This window comes from Klebsiella sp. CN_Kp088 (genome assembly GCF_040064335.1).
GTDB classification, from domain to species: domain Bacteria; phylum Pseudomonadota; class Gammaproteobacteria; order Enterobacterales; family Enterobacteriaceae; genus Klebsiella; species Klebsiella aerogenes.
This window is the reverse complement of sequence record NZ_JBEAIQ010000014.1, coordinates 327,651-351,609: the sequence shown is the minus strand read 5'-3', so window position 1 is coordinate 351,609 and position 23,959 is coordinate 327,651. Positions and strand designations below refer to the sequence as shown.

General features: G+C 56.7%; 19 protein-coding genes. 9 read left to right on the top strand and 10 right to left on the bottom strand.

Annotated elements, in window-relative coordinates; all coding sequences use genetic code 11:
• Positions 1–358 precede the first annotated feature (358 nt).
• Positions 359–1,474 carry a YbdK family carboxylate-amine ligase gene (locus tag ABLV08_RS05195; protein ID WP_032712811.1) on the top strand — a complete coding sequence of 372 codons (1,116 nt, stop codon included), beginning with the start codon at positions 359–361 and terminating at the stop codon, positions 1,472–1,474.
• A 48-nt stretch (positions 1,475–1,522) separates the two neighbouring features.
• Positions 1,523–2,251, top strand: coding sequence for a phosphodiester glycosidase family protein (locus ABLV08_RS05190; protein WP_154105330.1), 729 nt, complete (start codon positions 1,523–1,525; stop codon positions 2,249–2,251).
• Between the two features lie 44 nt (positions 2,252–2,295).
• On the opposite strand, the gene ABLV08_RS05185 is transcribed toward ABLV08_RS05190, so the two are convergent.
• Positions 2,296–5,019, bottom strand: a complete 2,724-nt coding sequence (locus ABLV08_RS05185; RefSeq protein ID WP_172614010.1) for a cation-transporting P-type ATPase — start codon at positions 5,017–5,019, stop codon at positions 2,296–2,298.
• A 501-nt stretch (positions 5,020–5,520) separates the two neighbouring features.
• Between ABLV08_RS05185 and ABLV08_RS05180 the strand changes: the two genes are divergently transcribed.
• Positions 5,521–5,769, top strand: coding sequence for a DUF1158 domain-containing protein (locus tag ABLV08_RS05180; RefSeq protein ID WP_015367805.1), 249 nt, complete (start codon positions 5,521–5,523; stop codon positions 5,767–5,769).
• Positions 5,770–5,826: 57 nt separating this feature from the next.
• On the opposite strand, the gene ABLV08_RS05175 is transcribed toward ABLV08_RS05180, so the two are convergent.
• Positions 5,827–6,168: a RamA family antibiotic efflux transcriptional regulator gene (locus ABLV08_RS05175; RefSeq protein WP_015367806.1), complete on the bottom strand. Its 342-nt coding sequence runs from the start codon at positions 6,166–6,168 to the stop codon at positions 5,827–5,829.
• Positions 6,169–6,200: 32 nt separating this feature from the next.
• Entirely contained in the window at positions 6,201–7,301 is a 1,101-nt protein-coding gene (locus tag ABLV08_RS05170; RefSeq protein WP_020079396.1) for an MBL fold metallo-hydrolase, read from the bottom strand.
• A gap of 188 nt (positions 7,302–7,489) precedes the next feature.
• Between ABLV08_RS05170 and ABLV08_RS05165 the strand changes: the two genes are divergently transcribed.
• The 3 genes from ABLV08_RS05165 to nfsB all read left to right on the top strand — a co-directional run bounded on the left by ABLV08_RS05165 (position 7,490) and on the right by nfsB (position 9,213).
• A complete protein-coding gene (locus ABLV08_RS05165) occupies positions 7,490–8,071 on the top strand; it encodes a TetR/AcrR family transcriptional regulator (protein WP_020079397.1) in 582 nt (193 codons plus the stop codon).
• The gene (locus tag ABLV08_RS05160; RefSeq protein WP_015367809.1) at positions 8,071–8,439 is read left to right on the top strand and encodes an MmcQ/YjbR family DNA-binding protein; all 369 of its coding nucleotides are present in this window, start codon (positions 8,071–8,073) and stop codon (positions 8,437–8,439) included. Before ABLV08_RS05165 ends, ABLV08_RS05160 begins: the two co-directional genes overlap by 1 nt.
• Positions 8,440–8,559: 120 nt before the next feature.
• On the top strand, positions 8,560–9,213 hold the full coding sequence (gene nfsB / locus ABLV08_RS05155) for an oxygen-insensitive NAD(P)H nitroreductase (protein ID WP_348855626.1): 654 nt from the start codon (positions 8,560–8,562) through the stop codon (positions 9,211–9,213).
• A gap of 142 nt (positions 9,214–9,355) precedes the next feature.
• Here the strand turns inward: nfsB and ABLV08_RS05150 are convergent, their stop codons facing one another.
• Both ABLV08_RS05150 and ABLV08_RS05145 read right to left on the bottom strand, forming a co-directional pair.
• The gene (locus ABLV08_RS05150; RefSeq protein WP_020079398.1) at positions 9,356–10,393 is read right to left on the bottom strand and encodes a DUF2157 domain-containing protein; all 1,038 of its coding nucleotides are present in this window, start codon (positions 10,391–10,393) and stop codon (positions 9,356–9,358) included.
• A 24-nt stretch (positions 10,394–10,417) separates the two neighbouring features.
• The gene (locus ABLV08_RS05145) at positions 10,418–11,287 is read right to left on the bottom strand and encodes a helix-turn-helix transcriptional regulator (protein WP_020079399.1); all 870 of its coding nucleotides are present in this window, start codon (positions 11,285–11,287) and stop codon (positions 10,418–10,420) included.
• A gap of 109 nt (positions 11,288–11,396) precedes the next feature.
• Here ABLV08_RS05145 and ABLV08_RS05140 point away from each other — a divergent pair, with 109 nt between their 5' ends.
• Positions 11,397–12,824, top strand: coding sequence for an MFS transporter (locus ABLV08_RS05140; protein ID WP_015367813.1), 1,428 nt, complete (start codon positions 11,397–11,399; stop codon positions 12,822–12,824).
• 77 nt (positions 12,825–12,901) lie between these two features.
• Complete coding sequence (locus ABLV08_RS05135) at positions 12,902–14,146, top strand: mechanosensitive ion channel family protein (protein WP_015367814.1); 1,245 nt, start codon at positions 12,902–12,904, stop codon at positions 14,144–14,146.
• A gap of 41 nt (positions 14,147–14,187) precedes the next feature.
• Here the strand turns inward: ABLV08_RS05135 and pheP are convergent, their stop codons facing one another.
• The 5 genes from pheP to ABLV08_RS05110 form a co-directional block, all read right to left on the bottom strand.
• A complete protein-coding gene (pheP, locus tag ABLV08_RS05130; protein WP_015367815.1) occupies positions 14,188–15,564 on the bottom strand; it encodes a phenylalanine transporter in 1,377 nt (458 codons plus the stop codon).
• 106 nt (positions 15,565–15,670) lie between these two features.
• The gene (locus ABLV08_RS05125) at positions 15,671–17,869 is read right to left on the bottom strand and encodes a TonB-dependent siderophore receptor (protein WP_015704681.1); all 2,199 of its coding nucleotides are present in this window, start codon (positions 17,867–17,869) and stop codon (positions 15,671–15,673) included.
• A 59-nt stretch (positions 17,870–17,928) separates the two neighbouring features.
• Complete coding sequence (locus tag ABLV08_RS05120; RefSeq protein WP_015704680.1) at positions 17,929–19,011, bottom strand: SMP-30/gluconolactonase/LRE family protein; 1,083 nt, start codon at positions 19,009–19,011, stop codon at positions 17,929–17,931.
• A 368-nt stretch (positions 19,012–19,379) separates the two neighbouring features.
• Complete coding sequence (locus tag ABLV08_RS05115) at positions 19,380–20,684, bottom strand: NAD(P)/FAD-dependent oxidoreductase (RefSeq protein WP_063410604.1); 1,305 nt, start codon at positions 20,682–20,684, stop codon at positions 19,380–19,382.
• Between the two features lie 328 nt (positions 20,685–21,012).
• Entirely contained in the window at positions 21,013–22,497 is a 1,485-nt protein-coding gene (locus ABLV08_RS05110) for an aldehyde dehydrogenase family protein (RefSeq protein WP_042893702.1), read from the bottom strand.
• 158 nt (positions 22,498–22,655) lie between these two features.
• Between ABLV08_RS05110 and ABLV08_RS05105 the strand changes: the two genes are divergently transcribed.
• Complete coding sequence (locus ABLV08_RS05105; RefSeq protein ID WP_020079404.1) at positions 22,656–23,957, top strand: FAD-binding oxidoreductase; 1,302 nt, start codon at positions 22,656–22,658, stop codon at positions 23,955–23,957.
• The last annotated feature ends 2 nt before the right edge of the window (positions 23,958–23,959 follow it).

Here is a 23,959-nt window from a genome sequence, read left to right as displayed (position 1 = left end):
GCACAACTCTGTAGCCCCGGTAAGCGACAGCGCCACCGGGGATTTTGAAGCCACCAGCACCGGTGTCAGCGATACACCACCCGGCCTCCCGGATTGCGCTACGCTCATCCGGGCTACCAAATAGCACAACTCTGTAGCCCCGGTAAGCGACAGCGCCACCGGGGATTTTGAAGCCACCTGCACCGGTGTCAGCGATACGCCACCCGGCCTCCCGGATTGCGCTACGCTAATCCGGGCTACCAAATAGCACAACTCTGTAGCCCCGGTAAGCGGCAGCGCCACCGGGGTTTTCTCATCCCGTCCGCACTCACTGCGCTTCTCCTATACTTGCAGTTTAAGCGGGGACAGGAGAAAGACGATGACGCTACCCGATTTTCACGTTTCAGCGCCTTTTACGCTTGGTATTGAGCTGGAGTTACAGGTCGTCAACCCGCCGGGATACGACCTCAGCCAGGATGCCTCCACGCTGATTGCCGATATCCAACGCGAACTGACGGCGGGAGAGGCCAAACACGACATCACCGAAAGCATGCTGGAGATAGCCACCGGCATCTGTCGCGATATCAGCCACGCCACCACACAGCTAGGCGCCATCCATCAGGCGGTACAACGCGCCGCTCTCCATCACCACCTGCAAATATGCGGCGGCGGTTCGCATCCTTTCCACGCCTGGCAGCGTCAACAAATCAGCGATAACCCGCGCTATGTGAAAACCGTCGAGCACTTCGGCTATCTGGCAAAGCAGGCGACGGTGTTTGGCCAGCACGTTCACGTCGGCTGTCAGAACGGCGACGACGCCATCTATTTGCTGCACGGGCTGTCACGCTTTGTACCGCACTTTATTGCCCTCAACGCCGCCTCGCCGTGGTTCGACAGCACCGACAGCCGCTTTGCCTGTTCGCGTCTGAATCGTTTCTCTTCCTATCCCGATAACGGGCCGATGCCGTGGGTAGAGAACTGGCAGGCCTTTCAGCGTTTATTCCGCCGCCTGAGCTACACCAGCATGATCGACAGCATGAAGGATCTGCACTGGGATATTCGCCCGAGCCCGGTTTTCGGTACCGTCGAGGTGCGGGTGATGGATACGCCGCTGACGATAGGCCAGGCGGTGAATATCGCCGGATTTATCCAGACGCTGGCCTGTTGGCTGTTAAGCGAACGGCCGTTTAAACATCAGCCGGAGGATTACCTCCTCTACCCTTTCAACCGCTATCAGGCCTGTCGTTACGGCCTCGACGGGGTGATAACCGATGTCTGGTCCGGAGAACAACAAAGCATCCGCGCGAACATTCTACAGTTAGCCGACAGACTGGCGCCCTTTGCCCATAAGGTGCACGCCAGCGCGGCGCTGGAATCGGTTGTGCGCCAGGCCAGGTCCACCATCAGCGAAGCGCAGCAGATGCGCGAATTCATCGCCAACGGCGGTTCGCTGATCGGCCTGGTACAAAAGCATTGCGAGATTTGGGCGGCATAAGGAAGCGAAACGGGTATACTCGGCGCAGGATATTCAAAAGGATTGTTCATGTTATTACGCCGCCTGCTCCCTCTTGCGCTTCTTCCCTTCACCGCCTTTACCCATGCTGCCTGTACGCTCACTGACCCAACGCTGACCTTGCAAAGCTATACGGTTAATCCGCAGCAAGAGCGCATCGTGATGTACTGGCAAAAGCAAAATGGCAAAGCCTGGGGATCGCTACGCTCGCTGCTGTCCGATATCAATAAAGACGACCGCGTCCAGATGGCGATGAACGGCGGGATATACGATAAGGCCTACGAACCGCTGGGCTTGTATATCGAAAATGGCGAGCAGATAAAGCCCCTCAACCGCGCCTCCGGCGGCGGCAACTTTTTCATTCGCCCCGGCGGCGTATTCTGGCTGAAGGGCCAGCGGGCGGGAATAACGCCTATCAATAAATTTAAGCCATCGCCTGAGATAACCTACGCCGTGCAGTCCGGGCCAATGCTGATTGAAAACGGCGCCATCAACTGGCGGCTGAAGCCCTCCGCCAGCTCGCGCAAACTGCGCAACGGCGTCGGCATTGATAAGCAGGGACGGGTGGTATTTATGCTTAGCGAGCGCGAAACCAATTTCTACGATTTCGCCTGTTACGCACAGTCCAAACTCCACGTGCGCCAGATGCTCTACCTCGACGGTACGATTTCAAAAATGTATCAAAAGGGCGGCAGCATACCGTGGCAATACCATCCGTTCGTCACCATGATCGCGGTGGAAACCCAAAAACCTGGCTAAACGAAAATGGCGCCCGCTCTATCCTGAAGGGGCGCCATTCGGTATCAGGTAGGTTTACGCAAACGGCGGGTTAGCCGCTTCTCGACTTCGACCACCAGGAACATGGCCACGCCAATCGCCAGGGTCACGAACCAGTAGCGCAGCGGTAGTGCTTCGGTGCCGAACATGTTCTGCATCAGCGGCACATAGATGATGACCAGCTGCATCAGCAACAAGACGCCGGTCACCAGCCAGATGCCTTTGTTGCGCAGCAATCCTTTGTTCAGGGAGAAGCTGTCGCTGCTGCGGCAGTTGATCATATAGACCCACTGGGCGGTCACCAGCATCTGCAGTAGTACGGTGCGGATGAACTCAGCACTGTGGCCGCGCGGCGCCAGCCAGGCTTCGAGAACAAAAGCGGCGACGGCAATCATCGAACCGACAAAAGCGACGCGCCAGACGGCGAACCCATCCATCACGTGCTGGCCGGTCTTACGCGGTGGACGGTTCATCACGTTGCGCTCGGCGGCTTCAAAGGCCAGGCCGAAGGAGAGCGTGGCCGAGGTCGCCATGTTCATCCACAAAATCAGCACCGGCGTCAGCGGAATAATATTGCCCGCCAGCAGCGCAATGATGATCAACAGTCCCTGCGCGAGGTTGGTCGGCATGATGAACAGGATAGTCTTTTTCAGATTATCGTAGACGCGACGCCCCTCCTTCACCGAGCTGGCGATGGTGGCGAAGTTGTCGTCGGTAAGCACCATATCGGCGGCCTCTTTGGTCACCTCGGTCCCTTTAATGCCCATGGCGATGCCCACATCGGCCTGACGCAGCGCCGGGGCGTCGTTAACGCCGTCACCGGTCATCCCGACCACTTCGCCGCTATCCTGCAGCGCCTTGACCAGACGCAGTTTATGCTCCGGACTGGTACGGGCGAAAATATCAAACTCCACCGCCGCCTTCGCCAGCTCGGCATCATCCATATGCTCAAGTTGATAGCCGGTCATCGCCTGGCGGCTGTTGGCGATCCCCAGCATCTGACCGATGCTCATCGCCGTCTGCGGGTGGTCGCCGGTGATCATCTTCACGCGGATCCCGGCGGTCTGGCAGGCGTGGATCGCATCAATCGCCTCCGGACGCGGCGGATCCATCATTCCGGCGATGCCGAGGAACACCAGACCTTCCTTCAGATCATCGTGGGTCAATGTGGCGCTGCCGACGGTTGCCGGTTTACAGGCGGCGGCAACCATCCGTAACCCCTGGCGGGCGAAGCGCGCCATTTCATCTTCCCAGTACTGACGGTCAAACGGCCTTGGTCCCTGCTTGCTCATCTGCTGGCCGCACAGGGCGAAGATGACATCCGGCGCGCCGGTAATCAGCACCCGCTCCTCATCGCCGATCTGCTGATGGGTGGCCATATATTTGTACTGCGAGTCGAAGGGTATTTTCGCCACCAGCCGGGTGGCGACCGGCGCTAACTGGGCTTTCGCCGCCAGCACCTTCAGCGCCCCTTCGGTCGGGCCGCCGGTGATCCCCCACAGGCCACGCTCGTCCTGAACGATCTGGCTGTCGTTGCACAGATCGATGGTACGGAGGTAGGTTTCCAAAACGCTGCCCGGCTGGACCACCACCGGCTCGTCGCTGCCCTCCTGGAAAATGCGCCCCTGCGGCTCATAGCTGTCGCCTTCAACGCGGTAGCAGCAGTCGGCGGTGATGACTGCTTTCACCGTCATTTCGTTCATGGTCAGAGTGCCGGTCTTGTCCGAACACACCACGGTCATCGCGCCAAGCGTTTCAACCGTCGGCAGCTTGCGGATAATTGCCCGCTTGCGCGCCATCGCCTGTACGCCGAGCGACAAAATAATCGAGATAATCGCCGGCAGGCCTTCCGGCACCGCCGCCACCGCGAGGCTAATCAGCGACAGCAGCAGCTCACCCAGCGGGATATCGCGCAACGCGAGGCTGAAGAAGAACAGCGCCACCATCATTGCGAGGATGATGACAAAAATCGCTTTCCCCAGTTTATCCATCTGCACCAGCAGCGGAGTACGGTGCTTTTCAATAGCCGCCATCATCTGATTGATGTGGCCTAGCTCGGTCTCTTGACCGGTAGCGGTGACCACACCGACGCCGCTGCCGGCGCTGATAGTGGTGCCGGAGAAGACCATATTGGTGCGGTCACCCAGCGGTAGCTCGCCCTGCAACGCCACAGTGGTTTTATCCACCACCGTTGATTCGCCAGTGAGAATCGCCTCTTCGACCCGTAGATTGTGGCTTTCAATCAGGCGCATATCCGCCGGGACGCGATCGCCAGCGCGCAAAATAACAATATCGCCCGGCACCAGGTCACGTGTGGGGATGGTTTCATGCTTGCCGTTGCGCTGGACGCGGGCGTCGCTGGAGAGCATGTTGCGGATCCCCTGCAGCGATTTTTCGGCATTGCTCTCCTGAATATGACCGATCAACGCATTAATGACGGTAACGCCGAGAATAACCAGGGTATCGACCCAGTGGCCCATCACCGCGGTGAGCGCGGCAGCGGCCAGCAGGACGTAAATCAGGACATCGTTGAAGTGGGCAAGAAAACGCAGCCAGGCCGGTTTGCCTTTCTTTTCCGGCAGCGCGTTAGGGCCGTATGATTTCAGGCGCCCGACGGCTTCAGCGGTGCTGAGACCGTCGGCATGGCTCTTTTTTTGCGCCAGTACCGCTTCGACTGTTTGCTGATAAGCCTGCTGTGGCGCGCTGTCGCCCGAAGGCGTGATGTTGTGGGGGTTAATCATCCGGGTCAAAATTAAGTTTCCTTTTAAATTCCGTCATTCGGAAAGCCTGAAATCATTTCTGGCCAATGAATTAATGCGTTTTGCGAGCAAGATCAAATTATCCAGCCAGAATATTTATTTACTCGCAAATTAAAAAATACATGGTAAGTTGGTTCTGAAAAACAAATATTACAGGGTATTTCTAAACCATTTATAAACGAGGTGAAACATGTTTGGAATCTACCGTGGACGCCGGCTGGTGCTGTATGTCGCACTGGCAATTATTATCGCCACAATAGTGGGATATAGTACCTATACTTTTGTAAAAATGCTGGGATAATAAATGACGTTAATTTACATCGCGGTGCAATTAACTTAATCACAAATATTACTCAATAAATTAACAGAGGGGGTTTAATTAATAGTATTAGAAATAATATGAATGACGTAAATTAATAAGCGGATAAAGCATATTGCGTTAACGGACTTTTTACCAGACAATATGTTTTTTAACTGACGATTAACACTATAATGAAACACCCGCTGGAAACGCTGTTATCCGCCGCCGGCATTTTGCTGTTAGCCCTGATCTCATGCTTATTGCTGCCGGCGCCCTCGCTCGGCCTGACGCTGGCGCAAAAATTGGTCACATCCTTCCACCTGATGGATCTCAACCAGCTCTATACCCTAATCTTCTGCCTGTGGTTCTTAGCGCTGGGGGTAGTTGAATATCTGGTATTGCGCTGGATATGGCGCCGCTGGTTCTCGCTGGCTGATTAAGCCGTACGAGAGCAAAAAAAGCCCGCCGATAGAGGCGGACTGGTATGCAGCCGGCGCTCAGTGCGCACGGCTGTGGTTCTCTTTGCGATACGCGCCCGGCGGCTGATTGAAGGTACGGGTAAAGATACGGGTGAAAGTCTGCTGCGAATCAAAGCCGTATTTCAGGCAGATATCATAAACCCGCTGATCGGTATCGCGCAGGTCCCGCGCCGCCAGCAGCAGTTTACGCTCGCGAATGTAGCGCCCGAGACTTTCCCCTTTGTACTGCAAAAACAGCCGTTGCAGATGCCATTTCGAGTATCCGGCATGGCGCGCAATATCATCAATTCGCAGTGGTTGATGTAGATTGTCATCAATCCATTCCACGATAGTGTCAATCACCTGAGCGGATATATTCATATCTCTTCTCTCCTTCTGAACCACTCTGGCGGTTAGCGCCACCAGGCGTTAAATGATTGTGTCTTATCAGCGACCCACACCGGTTCGCCCAGCATTGGCGTGACTAAACGCCACTCACGTCCTTCGCTGGCTGCCGCCAGCCGCTGGTACGGATCGTCCCAGCTGTGTTTTGCCAGCACAAAGCGTCCGGCGTGCCCCGGTAATACCGACCGGGCGCGTAAATCATCGGCGGCCTGCGCCGTTTCTTCCGGCATCATGTGGATGTACTTCCAGTCCTGGTCATATTGACCGTTTTCCATGATTGCCAGATCGATAGGGCCAAACTGTTCGCCAATGGCCTTAAAATGCGGGCCATAGCCGCTATCGCCGCTGTAATAAATCTTTTCCTGCGGGGTGACGAACAGGAAGCTGGCCCATAAGGTCTGGTTGCGTTTCAGCCCGCGGCCGGAGAAATGGCGAGCCGGCAGCGCGTGTACGGTGAGTTCATCGCTGATTTTTATCGTCTGGTTCCAGTCCACTTCATCAATAATCGCCGCATCCATTCCCCAGTAGCGCAGATGCGAGCCGACGCCGAGCGGCGTCACCACGCGTTTAACTTTCGGCATCAGCGCTTTGATGGTGGCGTAGTCGAGATGGTCGTAGTGATCGTGGGAGATAATCAGCAGATCGATCTCCGGCATCCGCTGCGCATTCCACGGGTAGTCGCCGGGGAAGGCCTTATTGATGAAGGAGAACGGCGCGGCGTAATCGCTAAATACCGGATCGATCAGGATACGTTTACCCGCCAGCTGCAGATACCACGATGAGTGCCCGAGCCAGACCATGACGTCTTCGCCAGACGGCAAACCGGCAAGATCGGTATTCACCAGCGGCAACGGCTGCTGCGGGCGCGCGTTTTCTCGTTTCGTGACCAGAAAATCCCACCACGCGGCCAGCATGTTTTTCTGGCCGGTGAATCCCGGCGTCGGCAGTTGGTTATGGAACTGGCCGTCACGGTAGTTCGGCGACTGTTCGACAAGACTGAGCTGCGCACCCTGCGGCGCTTTGCCAAAACCGGCATTAAGAACAAACGGCAATGTCGTTGCTGCTGCTAATAACATAATGGCGACCACGCTAAAGGTGACACGGTTCATATCCTGACCAGACGAAAGCCCCATCCAGGAGACTTTATGATATAACTTGATTATGAGTGAGTAAGCACTCATTATTAGGAAGGAGTAGAAAATCGTCAAGACTATTTTCAATTTTTGACATCTGCCGTTGCAGTTGTGCGGTCCGCCGTGATTAGATCGAGGTTTAACTTTCAGCGAGGTAAAATGTAGTGGCTCGTCCTAAGAGTGAAGATAAAAAACAAGCGTTACTGGAAGCCGCCACGGCCGCTTTCGCCCAGTCCGGCATTGCCGCTTCAACATCGGCGATAGCCCGCAGCGCGGGGGTTGCCGAGGGAACGCTGTTTCGCTATTTCGCCACCAAAGATGAGTTGCTCAACGAGTTATACCTCGCCATTAAGATGCGCTTAGTACAGACGATGATCGACGGGCTCAATCCTGACGAAAAACGCCCGAAAGAGAACGCGCGCAACATCTGGAACAGCTATATCGACTGGGGAATGCGTAACCCTATGGAATACCGCGCCATTCGCCGTATGGCGCTGAGCGAACGCATCACCGATGAAACGCGCATCCAGGTCAAAGAGAGTTTTCCCGAGCTTAACGAAATGTGCCAGCTGTCGGTGAAAGCGGTTTTCCTTAGCGACGCCTATCGCGCTTTCGGCGATGCCCTGTTCCTGTCGCTGGCCGAAACCACCATCGAGTTCGCCAGCCACGATCCGCAGCGCGCTCGCGAGATCATTGCCCTCGGTTTTGAGGCCATGTGGAATGCGCTGCATGAGAATGAGTCGTAATGGATAACGAAGCGCTACACCATCACGCGCAGCGTATCGCGCTAACCTACCCTTTCACCGAACACTGCTGGCCGTTTGGCCCGGAGTATGACGTGTTTAAAGTCGGCGGGCGTATTTTCATGTTGACCATGACCCTTCGCGGGCGAGCCATAGTCAACCTGAAGGCCGATCCGCAAAAATCGCTGCTCAATCAGCAAATTTACCGCAGTATCGAGCCGGGTTATCACATGAACAAAAAGCACTGGATCACCGTGGTGCCGGGCGAGGATATCAGCGAGGATTTACTTGCCGAGCTTATTGACGACTCATGGAATCTGGTGGTGGATAAGCTGGCAAAAAAAGACCAGCGCCGGCTGCGTCCCGGCTGATTTTCAAATAAATGCGATAAGTGTTATCGCATTTTTCACTCTTATCATTTCCCGCGCATCGCTGTACTCTTCATCCCACGAAATGTGCCCGTAAGGGGCTGAAAATTGTGAGGAAGAGTCATGGATATTATCTCAGTTGCCTTAAAACGTTACTCCACTAAGGCTTTTGATCCGGCGAAAAAACTGACGGCTGAACAGGCGGAAAACCTGAAAACGCTGCTGCAATATAGCCCGTCGAGCACCAACTCTCAGCCGTGGCACTTTATCGTCGCTAGCAGCGATGAAGGTAAAGCTCGCGTCGCGAAAGCAGCCAGCGGCACCTACGTGTTCAACGAACGTAAAATCCTCGACGCTTCCCACGTTGTCGTGTTCTGTGCGAAAACCGCGATGGACGATGCGTGGCTGGAAAAAGTCGTTGATCAGGAAGATACCGATGGCCGTTTTGCCACTCCGGAAGCCAAAGCCGGTAACCACAAAGGCCGCACCTTCTTTGCCGATATGCACCGCAAAGAGCTGAAGGATGACGATCAGTGGATGGCGAAGCAGGTTTATCTTAACGTGGGCAACTTCCTGCTCGGCGTGGCGGCAATGGGTCTGGATGCGGTGCCTATCGAAGGCGTCGATTTCGCTATCCTCGACGAAGAATTTGGCCTGAAAGCGCAAGGTTATACCAGCGTGGTCGTGGTGCCGGTCGGTCATCACAGCGTGGAAGACTTCAACGCCGCGCTGCCGAAATCCCGCCTGCCGCAGTCCACCACCATCACCGAGATCTAATCTCCGCGCGCATCCCTCCCCGGTGGCGCTAACGCTTACCGGGGCTACCAACCGAGTGCCGGATCGTAGCCCGGATAAGGCGCAACGCGCCGCCATCCGGGGAGGGCTGCGGCGATCGCTTACGCTTAGCAGGGAAAAACCGTTACTTTTTCTCCCCCTCGCCGGCGTGCCAGATCCGCTCGGCGTAGCGACCAATCATCGCCAGCGATACCGCCAGGATAAGGAAGAACACCACCTTGTGCAGGCTATACCAGAAGAATTCGAAGAAGCGGGTGTAGAGGTTGATGGCAAGAAACGTCAGGCCAAATCCACGCAGCATGCCATCGTCGGTTTTCAGGCTGATATAAATACAGATCGCCGCCGCCAGCGCAAACAGCAGCCCCCACGGCAGCAGTTGCGCCTGGCTCACCCCATACCAGCTATCGGAATCGTAGTTGCCGAAAATCGACAGGATCCACAGCGCGACAAACAGCCAGGTCAGCCCCATCGCCTTACTAACGGTAAACAACTGCCGCTGGCGTAATACATTTTGCATCAAGTAGCACAGCGCCAGCAGCACGCCGCCGAACAGCACGAAACGAATCGGGAAGCTCATCCCCAGCCAGTAGGCGCCCCAACCTGATACATAGCCGGTTTCCGCGCCAAACCAGTTACCTAACGCCAGCAGGAAGAACAGCCACACCAGCCCGGAGCGGGCGAAAAACCCTATCAGGCCGTAAATGGCGCAGCCGAGCAGTATTAGCGGCGCCACATGGCCGCTGCCGTCGTCCAGCCGATCGCCTAGCTGCCACAAGGCAATGGCGGTACAGACGACGCCGAGGAACAAAATCGCCTCGGTGCTGTAGTGCCACTGGGATTCGCGCCGCTGGCGGCGGAACCCCCAATAGTAAAATGCGATGGCCAGCAGCGTCGGCAGAATAATCCGCGCGACAGCGGAATCGCTGAACAGATTGATAATCGCCGCAATCAATTCAGCGTCGGCGAACAGACTCCCCAGCGCAATCAAGACGCAGGCTATCGCGGTCCAGAAGGCATAGCGGCTCAGGCGCTGCCAGTCGAAAGTACGGACAGATAGCGACGCTGACAGCCGTTGGCCGTCGCTGCTGTTCAGGACCCCCTCCTGCTGCCATTGCTCAATAGCGCGTTGAAGAATCCGCTGCTGCTTGCGGGTGACGTTCATAAGCGTTCCTTGTCCATTGCGGGCTTAGCCCTGTTGATCCAACCAGGCCAGCGCCTGTTCTCCGGTTTCATCCAGCGGTAAATAGACCAGCAGACGCGAACCGTTGCGCGGCGCGGAATACCAGTACATTTGCTGCAGGCTAAAGCGCCCGAGCTGCGGATGGTTAAAATTTTTCACCTGGTTTTCGACGCCGCGCACCTCATAGCGCTGGTGCCATAGCGCTTCGAACTCCGCTGAAGCGGCGAAAAAGCGCGCCAGCTTATCTTCCCACTCTGGCGAACCGCGATGCTCAGCCATCGCCGCGCGAAAATAGGAAACAAAAGTCGGCAACACATCGCGATTTTCAATGCGGCTACGCCAGGCTTCGCAGGTGAGATAGAGATAGATGCAATTGCGGTCTTCTTCGGCAATCGTCGCGAAATCAACGCCCATCAGGCGGCAAAAACTGTCATTCCAGGCGACGATATCAAAGTTCGGTTTCTGAATGCTGGCGGGCTGCGGCATCAGGCTATCAAGCATGCGTCGGGTTCCGGGACTGATCCCCTCGCAAACCGTGGCCTGCGTATTCTCCGGCGGCGTTAAGCCGGCCAGTACGAACAGATGGCGGGTTTCCAGCGGGCTGCACTGCAGCGCGCTGGCCACGCCGCTTAATACCGCCGCCGACGGATTCACTTCCCGCCCCTGCTCAAGCCAGGTGTACCAGGTCACGCCGACGTCCGCCAGCATCGCCACCTCTTCCCGGCGCAGCCCCGGCGTCCGCCGCCGCCCGACGCGCGGCAGGCCGAGACGCTGCGGGTCAAGGCTTTCGCGGCGGGCGCGCAGAAATGCTCCCAGCTGTTTACGGCTATCATCGGGCGCGAGATTCAGCGCCTCACGTTGCAGCATTAGCGTCATTGTTCCTCCAGCATGGTAGTACCAATACCAGTATAGACAGGAACTGGTACCCGTTTAATTAATCGGAGATGCTACGGCCATCCGCTGAATGACGCAATGGAGAGATCCGATGAATTCGTCTGCTGTTTCACCCGGCCGCGCCGGCTTACTGCTATTACTGACCGGCCAGATGCTGCCGTTAATTGATACCTCGATAACCAACGTGGCGCTGGATTCGATCACCCACTCCCTCGACGCCAGCGCCACTCAACTGGAGCTTATCGTCGCGCTGTACGGCGTGGCCTTTGCCGTCTGCCTGGCGATGGGCAGCAAACTGGGTGATAACTATGGGCGCCGCCGCCTGTTTCTGTGGGGGGTGGCGGTATTCGGTATCGCCTCACTGCTATGCGGAATGGCTAACTCCATTAACGCCCTACTCGCCGCACGAACGCTGCAAGGTGCCGGCGCGGCGCTGATCGTGCCGCAAATCCTCGCCACCCTGCACGTCACCCTGAAAGGCACCGCTCACGCCCGGGCGATCAGCCTGTACGGCGGCATCGGCGGCATCGCGTTTATCGTCGGCCAGATGGGCGGCGGCTGGCTGGTCTCCGCCGATATCGCCGGGCTCGGCTGGCGCAACGCCTTCTTTATCAACGTGCCTATCTGCCTGCTGGTGTTGGCCTTTAGCCGCCGCTATGTGCCGGAAACCCGCCGCGAAAGCCATTCCAGCATCGACTGGCAGGGAACTTTCAGCCTGGCGTTAATCCTTTGCAGCCTGCTGTTTCCGATGGCGCTGGGGCCGGAACTGCACTGGCCATGGGAGCTACAGCTGCTTTTGCTGGCCGTACTCCCCCTGCTCGGCTGGATGCGCCTGAGCGCGCTGCGTAAGCAGCAGCGCGGCGAGCAACCGCTGCTGCCGCCGCGGCTGTTGAAGCTCACCAGCATCCGTTTTGGTATGGCTATCGCGCTGCTGTTCTTCAGCGCCTGGTCCGGCTTTATGTTTTGTATGGCGCTGACCATGCAGGCCGGGCTGGGGATGGCGCCGTGGCAGTCCGGCAACAGTTTTATCGCTCTCGGGGTGGCCTATTTTATCTCCGCGCTGTACGCGCCAAAGCTTATCGCTCGCTACAGCATGGGACGGATTTTGCTGATCGGTCTGGCGGTGCAGATTAGCGGCCTGCTGCTGCTAAGCCTCACCTTTTATCAACTTGGCCTGCGGACCACGACGCTGGCGCTGGTGCCCGCCACCGCGCTGATCGGCTATGGTCAGGCGTTAATCGTCAACAGTTTCTATCGTATCGGGATGCGGGACATTCGCGCCTGCGACGCCGGAGCCGGTAGCGCCATCCTCAGCACCCTGCAGCAGGCGACGCTGGGGCTGGGGCCGGCCATTCTCGGCTCACTGTTCTTAACCCTGGCCCAGCGCGGCGGCGGTGACTATACGCAGGCGCTGATCGTCTTCCTGCTGGTCGAGGTGGCAATGATGCTGCTGCTGGGCGCTATTGCCCTTTGGCTGCGCCATCACCTGAACCTGCAGCCGGCGGCGACGGCGTCCTGATTCACAACTGTGTAACCTCTGATTTGCATAATAGTCATCCAGCGGTCATCATAACCGCTGGATGTACAGGAGACGTTATGCAGGAATTAATATCGCAAATCGCCGCATTAGGCATCAAAATCACCCCTACCACCTCGCTCATCATTACTTTTGGCATTATTTTTCTGACGGCGATTGTCGTTCATCTCATTCTGCACAAAGTGGTTCTACGCACCTTTGAAAAGCGGGCGCAGGCCAGCAGCCATTTATGGCTGCAGATCATTACGCAAAATAAACTCTTCCACCGCCTGGCGTTCACCCTGCAGGGGATTATCGTCAACGTTCAGGCCGTGCTCTGGCTGCAGAAAGGCAGCGAAGCGGCGGAAATCTTATCTACCTGCGCGCAATTGTGGGTCATGGTTTACGCCATGCTCTCTTTCTTCTCGCTGCTGGATGTGATTTTCAACCTGGCGCAAAAATTCCCCACCGCCTCGCAGCTGCCGCTTAAAGGTATCTTCCAGGGGATTAAGCTGGTCACGGCGATTATTATCGGCATCCTGATCATATCGCTGCTGATTGGCCAGTCGCCGGCGATTCTGATTAGCGGTCTTGGCGCGATGGCCGCCGTGCTGATGTTAGTATTTAAAGACCCGATTCTTGGCCTGGTGGCCGGGATCCAGCTTTCCGCCAACGACATGCTCAAACTCGGCGACTGGCTGGAGATGCCAAAATACGGCGCCGATGGCGCGGTTATTGATATCGGCCTGACGACGGTAAAAGTGCGCAACTGGGATAACACTATCACCACGATCCCCACCTGGTCGCTGGTCTCGGATTCGTTTAAAAACTGGAGCGGGATGTCGGCCTCCGGCGGTCGTCGCATTAAGCGCAGCCTGAACATCGATACCACCAGCATCCATTTTCTTGACGAGCAGGAGCAGCAGCGGCTGATTCAGGCCAAATTGCTGAAGCCCTATATGGACTCGCGCCATCAGGAAATTAACGAGTGGAACCAACAGCACGCTAATGAACCGTCGGTGCTTAACCTGCGCAAAATGACCAATATCGGCACCTTCCGCGCCTATCTGCAGGAGTATCTGCGTAACCATCCGCGGCTACGTAAGGATATGACCATGATGGTGCGCCAGCTGGCGCCGGACGCTAACGGCCTGCCGATTGAGATCTACTGCTTCACCAATACCGTGGTGTGGGCGGAGTATGAAGGCATTCAGGCGGATATCTTCGACCATATCTTTGCGGTGGTTGACGAGTTCGGCCTGCGTATTCACCAGACGCCAACCGGCAACGACATTCGTTCACTGTCGGGCGCGCTGTCGTCATAGCATTTGTAATGTCGCCCCGCCATTCCGCGGGGCGATAAGCCTTACGCCGGGCGGCGCAGCAGTTTGAAAGCGGCAAACAGGAAGATAATCCACACCGGCAGCAGTATCGCCGATAGACGCATCCCGTCAATGGTGCACATCAGCACCAGAATCAAACCGAGAAAGGCGATACAGAAGTAGTTGCTGGCTGGCGCCAGTAACGCTTTGAACTTCGATTCGCGGCCTTTACGACGCTGCGCGGCGCGAAACTTCAGGTGCGCCATACAGATCATGATCCAGTTCAGCAGCAGCGTCGCCACCACCAGCGCCATCAGCAGCCCCAGCGCTTCATGCGGCAGCAGATAGTTGAGCACCACCACCAGCGAGGTAATAACGCCTGACAGCAGCAACGAATTCACCGGCACGCCGCGTTTGCTGACGCGGGCGAGAAACTTCGGCGCATTGCCCTGTACCGACAGGCCGAACAGCATCCGGCTGTTGGAATAGACGCCGCTGTTATAGACCGACAGCGATGCCACCAGAATGACGAAGTTCAGCGCGGAGGCCACCACGTTGCTGTCAAGATTATGGAAAATCATCACAAACGGGCTGCTGTCGGATTTAATCTCCACCCACGGGTAGAGCGCCAGCAGCACCACCAGCGAACCGATATAAAACAGCAGGATACGGTAAACGACCTGGTTGACCGCTTTCGGAATGCTCTTTTCCGGATTTTGCGCTTCCGCAGCGGTGATGCCGATAAGCTCCAGGCCGCCGAAGGAGAACATAATCACCGCCAACGATAGCACCAGGCCGTGCCAGCCGGTGGCGAGGAAGCCGCCATGCTTCCACAGGTTATCAAAACCGGCTTTGCTGCCGCCGTGGCCGCCAAACAGCATCCACAGGCCAAAGGCGATCATGCCGATAATCGCCAGCACTTTTATCAGCGCGAACCAGAACTCCGCCTCGCCGTACAGGCGTACGTTGACCAGGTTGACGGCGTTAATAATGATGAAGAAAGCCGCCGCCCAAACCCAGGTGGGAACATCGGGGAGCCAGTACTGCATATAAATCCCGGCGGCAGTCAGTTCCGCCATTCCTACCAGCACGAACATCACCCAGTAGTTCCAGCCGGACAGGAAACCGGCGAACGGGCCCCAGTATTTATAGGCAAAGTGGGCAAAAGAACCGGATACCGGCTCTTCCACCACCATCTCGCCAAGCTGGCGCATAATCAGAAAAGCGACAATACCGGCCACGGCGTAACCCAGCAACACCGCCGGGCCAGCCATTTGAATCGCGGGACCAATGCCAAGAAACAGGCCGGTCCCAATCGCGCCGCCAAGGGCGATAAGTTGAATATGTCGGTTCTGTAAACCGCGATGAAGCGTCGGGCCGCTCTCTTCTACGGCATCCGACGACGTTGACGCGTCTTTCACGTCGTTCCCCTGTGTGTTTTTGTGAAGGGGCACCTTTTATCACTTAGGGGGGATTGTCGCAAGTTGCGCGGGGCAAGCATCAGCCGTCCGCCCCGCTTTTTTAGCGTTAGAAGTCGTAGCTCATTGAGACGCGAACGGTACGCGGATCGCCTTCGAACAGATAGGTTCCGGTATCGTCAATGCCGGACCAGTACTTCTCGTTGGTCACGTTGGTCACCCCGATGCGCCAGGTCATTTCGTTCTGGTCGGCGTTCAGGCGCATACGATAGCGCAGGCCTAAATCCAGGGTGGTGTAGCTATCCAGCTTCTTGGTGTTGGCCGCATCGGCATACTGCGAGCCGCTATGATTGACACGCGCTGTCGCGGTCAGGCCTTCCACCGGCTTAATATCATACTCGGCGCCGAGCACCGCGTAGAAATTAGCCACCCCGATGGCATCTTTACCATCGGTTGCGCCTTTAGCGGTTTTAGTCTGTTTGGCATCCAGCCACACCGTACTGGCGTTAAGACGCAGCCCCAGCATCGGCTCGCCGAAGACGTTCATCTCTACGCCGCGGTTACGCTGCTCGCCGTCGAGGCCGTAATTGCCAGCGGTATCGGAAATAGCGTTCGGTTTTTTGATTTCAAACAGCGCCAGCGATCCGCCGATCGTTCCGTAGTCGATCTTGACGCCCACTTCGTCCTGCTTCGAGTGCGCGATCCCGGTACTCTGCCCGGCATTGGCCGCCGTAGTCGGCGCCACAGAGCCCGGCTGCAGCGCTTCGGTATGGTTAGCATACAGCGACAGCTGCTCCCACGGCTTGTACACCAGGCCAAACGTCGGCATCCAGCGGCTTTGGGTATAACGCGAAGAGGTATCTTCCAGTCCGGTGGCGTTGCTGTAGTTGCGCACGACCACTTTCTGATGACGAGCAGCCGCGGTAAACAGCACCTTATCGTTAAAGAAGCCGAGAGTGTCGCTCAGCAGCCAGCCCTGCGTACGGCTGCGCGAGGTGACCAGCGGATCGTGGTAGTTGCCGCCAAAATAGGCGTTATCCGGCATTGCCACATCGCGGTTGTCATAGATATTGGTGGTCGGATTCTTCGCCGACATCCGCCAGGCGGTCGCATCGGTATGCACCTGCGCCGCATAGCCGAGATTCACCTTATGCGAAATCGCACCGGTATTGAAATCGCCGCGTACCCCGCCCATGCCGCTGATCGCGTCGATGATGCGGTTAGTATCAAGGCGGCCAACCGTTGCATCGCCGTTTTTATTGAGCAGCTTCGGCGCGCTGTAGGTGCCGATTTCATGCGAATGCTGACCGCCGAGGGCGCTGTATACCGTCCAGCTATCGCTCAGGTCATATTCCGCCTTCGCCATGCCGAACTCGCTTTCAATATCGCTATAGCCCCACTTCTGGCTGTAGTTTTTGCTGTTGTCCGGCAGCGCCGGGATGAAATCTACGCTGCTGATATTGACGCCCATCGTACCGCCGTGGAACGTTTTCTTCTGATAGCCGAAATCGAGCGAGGAGCGGAAACGATCGCCACGGTAATCAAGCCCCAGCGAAGCCAGCGTGGTACGGCGTTTATCGTTATCGATAGCGCCTTCGCCCTCGCGATGCACCAGGTTGACCCGGGCGCCGAACTGGTTGTTATCGCCGAAACGGCGTCCCAGGTCGAGGGTACCGCCAACCTGCGAATCAGAGGTATAGTCGACGCCAACACGTGCGGTCGGCAGATCTTCCGCCCGTTTCGGCTCGAGGTTAATCATCCCGCCGACGCCGCTGCTGGCCGCGCCGTTAAGCAGGCTGTTAGCCCCTTTGAAAATTTCAACGCGCTCCAGCATCTGAGTGTCCATCACCTGACGCGGCACCACGCCCGCCAGACCGCCCATGGTCATGTCATCGCCATCGAGCTTAAACCCGCGGATTCGATAGGTCTCGGCGAAGTTGCCGTAGCCCTGTACGGCCTGCACGCCAGCGTCGTTACTGACGACATCGGCGATGGTTTTCGCCTGCTGATCCTGAATCAGCTTCGAGGTATAGCCGATGACGTTAAACGGGACGTCCATCGCCTTTTGTTCGCCAAGCATCCCCAGACGGCCGCCGTGGGCGATCTGCCCGTCGAGGAATGCCGGAACCACCAGGTCGCCGCCGGATTTAAAATCGCTGGTTTCGTTAGCCTCGACGATGAGGGTCTCTTCGCCAGGTTGCTTCGCGGCGGTAGCGTCCGCGGCCATCGCCGTTTGACTGGCGGCGCCGATGGCTAAGGCCAACAGCGTTTTACGCAGCGGGAAGGATGAATAGTGCGTGGTGTGCATAATTTGCCCCATGGATGAGGATAAATGGATCAAAGGGCCCGTCGCCGGGCCAGTTATTTTTATTGCTCGTTCAGGTCGATGCGTACGACGCTGTCCGGGCCTTTAGTGGAGTGGTCTTTATTGAAGGGCTGTTTGACGGTGACAAACAGCGTCTGACCATCGGCGGAAAGCAGCAGGCTGTTGGGATTGGCCGGCAGCGCCCAGCTTTTCTTCAGCGTGTAGCGGCTGTCGTCAAGGCTGATAACCTTGCCGGATTCACGCTGTGAAATATAAATTTCGTGGCGTTTCCCATTGAACTGCACCGCCAGCGAATCGCCGACCTCGAGCTGTTTAAGCAGTTTGCCACTGTGGATATCCAGCACCAGGGTGGTTTTCGCTTTCGAGTTATCGGTCACGAACAGACGACCGGTGTCGCTATCTTCGGCCATATTAAGCAGCAGCGCCGGCTTGTCGCCCAGCGGCTTCCAGCGCTGTTCAATGCGTTGGTTACGCGGGTTAATCACCAGAATTTCACCGCTGCCGTTGGCGGCGTATACGCGCCCGGTTTGTGCGGAATAGTGCAGGCCGGTCATCCATTTACCGGTGTTTTTAATCCGCGTTTTCAGCTTCATGGTAGCGGCGTCAACCACCCAGATTTGCGCCGGGTCGGCGACCGCGCCAACGTAGAGGGTATTATTTAACAGCAGTAGCTGACGCGCCCCATAGGGGAACCCTTTTTCATTGCGCTCGCTGAACAGCAGGCGGTTTTTTACCTTGCCGGTGGCGGTGTCGATAGCGCTGATGCCGCCGTCAAGCGAATTGCTGACGTATAGCGTTTTACCATCCGCAGAGAGCTGCAAAGCGAAGTTTTTCAGATCGGTATGCGTCAGGCCGATGGTATTAAGGGTTTGCGGATCCAGCTTGTAAACCGCCCCGCCCTGCACATCTTTAAAGCCTTCGGCGCTGGCGACGTACAGCGCATCACCCTGCGGGCTTAGCGCCATCTCGTACAACCCTTCCGCTAGCTGGCGCTGCAGCGGTTGCGCCACGTTAGCCGCAGGAGAGTTAACAACCGGTTGCGCGACGGCAGCGGAATGGTGAGTCGCGCAGCCGCCTAACGTCGCGCTGATGGCCAGCGCCAACGCCGGAAGAGTGTATTTCATTGGAACAACCCTATAAAAAATCAATGACCCGGTGGTCGCGCAGTGGCCGATATTGTGTGTTTCCGGCCTGCTGTCTTTGCGTCACCCTACGCCTTTGCTGTTCCTTGTGAACGACTCACTGGCGCAGATCGATCCCTGCTTAGCCTGCGAACAAAAAAGAGAATGAGAACTATACGCATTATCAGGTGTCAGGCAACCCCCGGCGGGCAAAAAAGATAATCTGCTGATTATTTAACGTGGAATAGCGGATTGATAGGGGAAGAAAGAAACTTCGGGATCGATACATACCCGGATAGCGGGGCACTACGCCTTATCCGGGCGACAGGAGGCTATGCCGCACGCTTCTTGCGAAGGGCGGCTTAGCACGCTTAATGCAATTTCAGGCGCGGGCGAATAATCCGGTTAATCCCGCCGGACAACATCATCAGGCCGGTTTTTAAATAACCGTGCAGCGTCACCTGGTGCATCCGATACAGCGAATCGTAAACCATCCGCGCAATACGGCCTTCGACCATCATCGGGCCGATCGGTAGATGCCCCATGATGCTGCCAAAGGTCGTGTAGCCGGAGAGCGAAACCAGCGAACCGCGATCGCGATAGGAGAACGATTTCAACTTATGCCCCTTCATCCGGGCGATAATATTGTCGGCAGTGAAGAGCGCCATTTGATGCGCCGCCTGGCCGCGCGGTGGAATAAATCCACCTTCCGGACGCGGGCACGCCGCGCAGTCGCCGAAAGCAAAAATATCAGCGTCGCGCGTGGTTTGCAGCGTCGGGGTCACCACCAGTTGATTAATACGGTTGGTCTCCAGCCCGGCAATATCCTTCATGAAGTCCGGCGCTTTTATCCCCGCCGCCCAGACGATTAAACTCGCCTCGATAAACTGGCCATCTTTGGTATGCAGGCCGCCTTCTTCAACGCCGGTGATCATGGTATTGGTCATCACATTCACGCCAAGTTGGGTCAGCTTTTCGTGCGCAGCGCTGGAAATCCGTTTTGGCAGCGCAGGTAAAATACCGTCGCCGGCTTCTATCAGGCTGACATTTAACGCTTCGTTGGTCAGATCTTTATAACCGTAGCTACGCAGTTCTTTTACCGCATTATGTAATTCGGCAGATAATTCAACCCCGGTAGCGCCCCCGCCAACAATGGCAATATTGACCTTACCTGACGTCTGAGGGTCGGCAGAATAGCGCAGAAATTGGTTCAGCATTTGCTGATGAAATACTTTTGCCTGCTCAGAACTGTCGAGAAAAATACAGTGCTCTTTAACACCCGGCGTATTGAAATCATTGGAAGTACTGCCCAGCGCCATTACCAGAGTGTCCCAACATAATTTACGCTCCGGCACCAACACCTCGCCTTGTTCATCCCGCAGCGCGGCGATAGTAATCGTTTTATTCTGCCGATCGATATCCATTACCGAACCGTGCTGGAAGGAAAAGTGGTGTTTGCTGGCATGGGCAAGAAAGCTTAACGCATCCACGCCTTCATCCAGCGAACCAGTGGCGACTTCGTGCAGCAGCGGCTTCCACAGATGGCTCTGGCTGCGGTCTACGAGAGTGATATTCGCTTTCCCTCGGCGCCCTAATTTACGTCCCAGTTGGGTCGCCAACTCCAGCCCACCGGCGCCGCCGCCGACAATAACGATCTCTTTTAATGGCGTAGTCAATGTGACCTCCAAAATAATTAATTAAATGTTAATTAAAAACACTCTAAATAATTTTTAGTTAACAATAATCCAAACAATAAAATGCCAGACATCCATTAGATGATGACGCGGTGCATATTGGTAATCGCAAATTTAATTGGCGGCAATTTTTAATCGGGATATTATTGTACAAGTTTCCGGGTAATTTTCCTGCACGTATATTCGAGGTAAACAAAAAGGCCACCAAATTATTATTTGGCGGCCTGGTGGTGGATTAGACAATAATAACCAGCAAGTCTTATATTTCACTAATTAATGGTGATTAGCGGCATCCCGGTATTCCTGCGGTTTAATAACGCATCATCACCGATTTAAGTTCAGTATAATCATCAATAAACGCGCTACCAAACTCACGGCCAATACCCGATCCTTTCATGCCGCCGAACGGCACCGCCGGGTCGAGGAAGGTATGCATATTGACCCAGACAATCCCGGCGTCAATGGCCTGAGAATAGCGCAGCGCCTGGCGGATATTATCCGACCAGACGCTGGCCGCCAGTCCATACGGCGAAGCATTAATTCGGGCCAGCGCCTCTTCTTCACTGCGATAGCCAATAAAGCTGCATACCGGGCCGAAGGTCTCCTCGCGCATCAGGGTGCTCTCTTCGCTGCGCACCTTAACCGCCGTCGGCTGCAGGAAATAGCCCTCGCCGGGCAGCGCTTCGCCGCCGCAGATGATGGTATCCCCCTCTTCGCGTGCGGTCTGAATGAGCCGCAAGACCTTGTCATACTGCTGGCGGTTGGCCAGCGGCCCCATCAGCGTTTGTTCATCCAGCGGCGACCCCGGCGCGAAAGCGCTGAGCCTGTCTTTCAGCAGCGCCAGCACCGCATCCAGTTTGCCCTGCGGCAGATAAAAGCGCTCAGCGGCGGCGCAAATCTGCCCCTGGTTGAGGTAACCGGCTTCGATAATGCCGTTCACCATGGCCTCCGGCGTCAGGTCATCGAGAAACAGCGCGGCGTTTTTACCGCCCAGCTCCAGCGTAACCCGTTTACCTGACGCACTGGCCGACTGCTGGACTTTTTCCCCGGTCGCCACCGAGCCGGTGAAGCTCACCTTGGCGCAGGCCGGATGCGTGATAAGGCGTTGGGCAATTTCGCCGCCGGCGCCGTTGACCACGTTAATGACGCCATCCGGGATACCTACCGCTTTCGCTAGTTCCGCCACCCGCAGCAGCGTCAGCGGCGTATACTCGCTCGGCTTGAGGACGATAGTGCAGCCGCAGACCAGCGCCGCCGCCATCTTCCAGATGGCAATCATAATCGAGAAGTTCCACGGTACGATGCCGACCACCACGCCCAACGGCTGGCGGCGGGTAAAGGCGGTATATTTCTCCCCGGCCATCGAAGGCAGCGAGACATCCAGGGTTTCGCCGGTGATTTTTCCCGCCCAGCCGGCGAAGTAGCGCAAAAACGCCACCGACTGATCCAGCTCGAGCATCCGCGCCAGCATGATGGTTTTACCGGAGCAAAGGCTTTCCAACTGCGCCAGCTCTTCGCGATGCTCTGCCAGCGTGTCCGCCAGCTTTAGTAGCAGCGCGCCGCGCGCCAGCGTCGGCATCTCGCGCCACTGATTAAACGCCTGGCGGGCGCTTTCCATGGCGCGGTCCGCCTGGCCGACATCCGCCGCCGTGATTTCGGCAATCGCCTCTCCGGTCGCCGGGTTTATCACCGCGAACGGCGCGCCGTGGCCCGCCTCCCGATGACCGGCAATAAACTGCCCGTGCGGCTGGCGTAAAAAGGCGGTCACTTCCGCCAGTAAGGTTATTTCGCTCATCGTCAGCACTCGTTTTTCAGCAAAGTTAGCCCATCACAGCACGGTTGTTCCGCGACGCCCATCGTTCTAAAGAACGTCATTCTTCCGGACGATATTCAACGCCCGCGCGGCGTGCTGTGATGAGGACATTGAGCCAGGCAAGACGACAGGGTAACGCGATGAATATTAAAATCGATGCGCTGAACTACTACGGCGCGACGAAGAAATACCAGCTCCATTTTCCGGCGCTGCGGGAAGATATCGAAGCCGATGTAGTGATTATCGGCGGCGGCTTCTCCGGCATTAACACCGCGCTGGAACTGGCGGAACAGGGGATCACCAACGTGGTGGTGCTGGAAGCGCGCCATCTTGGCTATGGCGGCACCGGGCGCAACGGCGGCCAGGTGATGGCCGGGATCGGCCACGATATCGAAGCGGTAAAAAAACACGTCGGCAAAGAGGGGCTGGAAACGCTGTTTAAAATCGCCAATCTCGGCGCGGGTATCATTCGCGAACGCATCCGCAAATACAACATCGACGCCGATTTCGTCCCCGGCTACGGCTACCTGGCCTATAACCAGCGGCAGCTTAAAACGCTGCGCCAGTGGGAAAAGGAGTTTAAAGCCGCTACCCCGGATGAAGAGATTGAACTGTATACCGGGAAAGAGGTACAGCAGGTGGTCGGCTCCGAGGTCTACTGCGGCGCGCTGAAACATATGGGCGGCGGGCAGATCCATTCACTCAATATGCTGCTTGGTTCGGCACAGGCCGCGCATTCTCTGGGGGTGAAGATTTTCGAATCCTCACCGGTAGTAGAGGTGAATTACGGCAAACAGGTGCAGGTGCGCACCGCGATGGGCAGCGTTAAAGCCGCCAAACTGCTGTGGGCCTGCGACAGCTTCCTCAACAATATGGAGCCGGAGATCTACAACAAAACGCTGGTCACCTACTCTTATCAGGTATCAACCGAGCCGCTCTCCGATGAACTGATCGAGCGCATCAGCCCGCTGCGCGGCGCCTTCAGCGATATTCGCCCGGTGATTAACTACTACCGCGTCACCCGCGAAAACCGCCTGCTGTTTGGTAGCGCCACCCGTTTCCTGGAGTATACGCCGAACGATTTCGCCGCCTGGAATCGTACGCTGCTGGCGGAGGTCTTCCCGTACCTTAAAGATGTGAAGATCGATTTCGCCTGGGGCGGGCCGATGGCCTGTAGCGCCAACCTGTTCCCGCAGATTGGCACCTTACGCGACCATAACAACGTCTTTTACGTCCAGGGGTACTCCGGCTTCGGCGTCACCCCCTCGCACATCGTGTGCAAAATCCTCGCCGAAGGGATCAATGGCGGTTCCGACCGCTATCGTCTGCTAAGCAGCATTCCCCACGCGACCATCCACGGCCGTGACAGCCTACGTCTGTTATTAGTCACCGCCGGAAAACTGATGCATCAAACCGCCGGTTTCTGGAAAGGCCGGAGTTAATC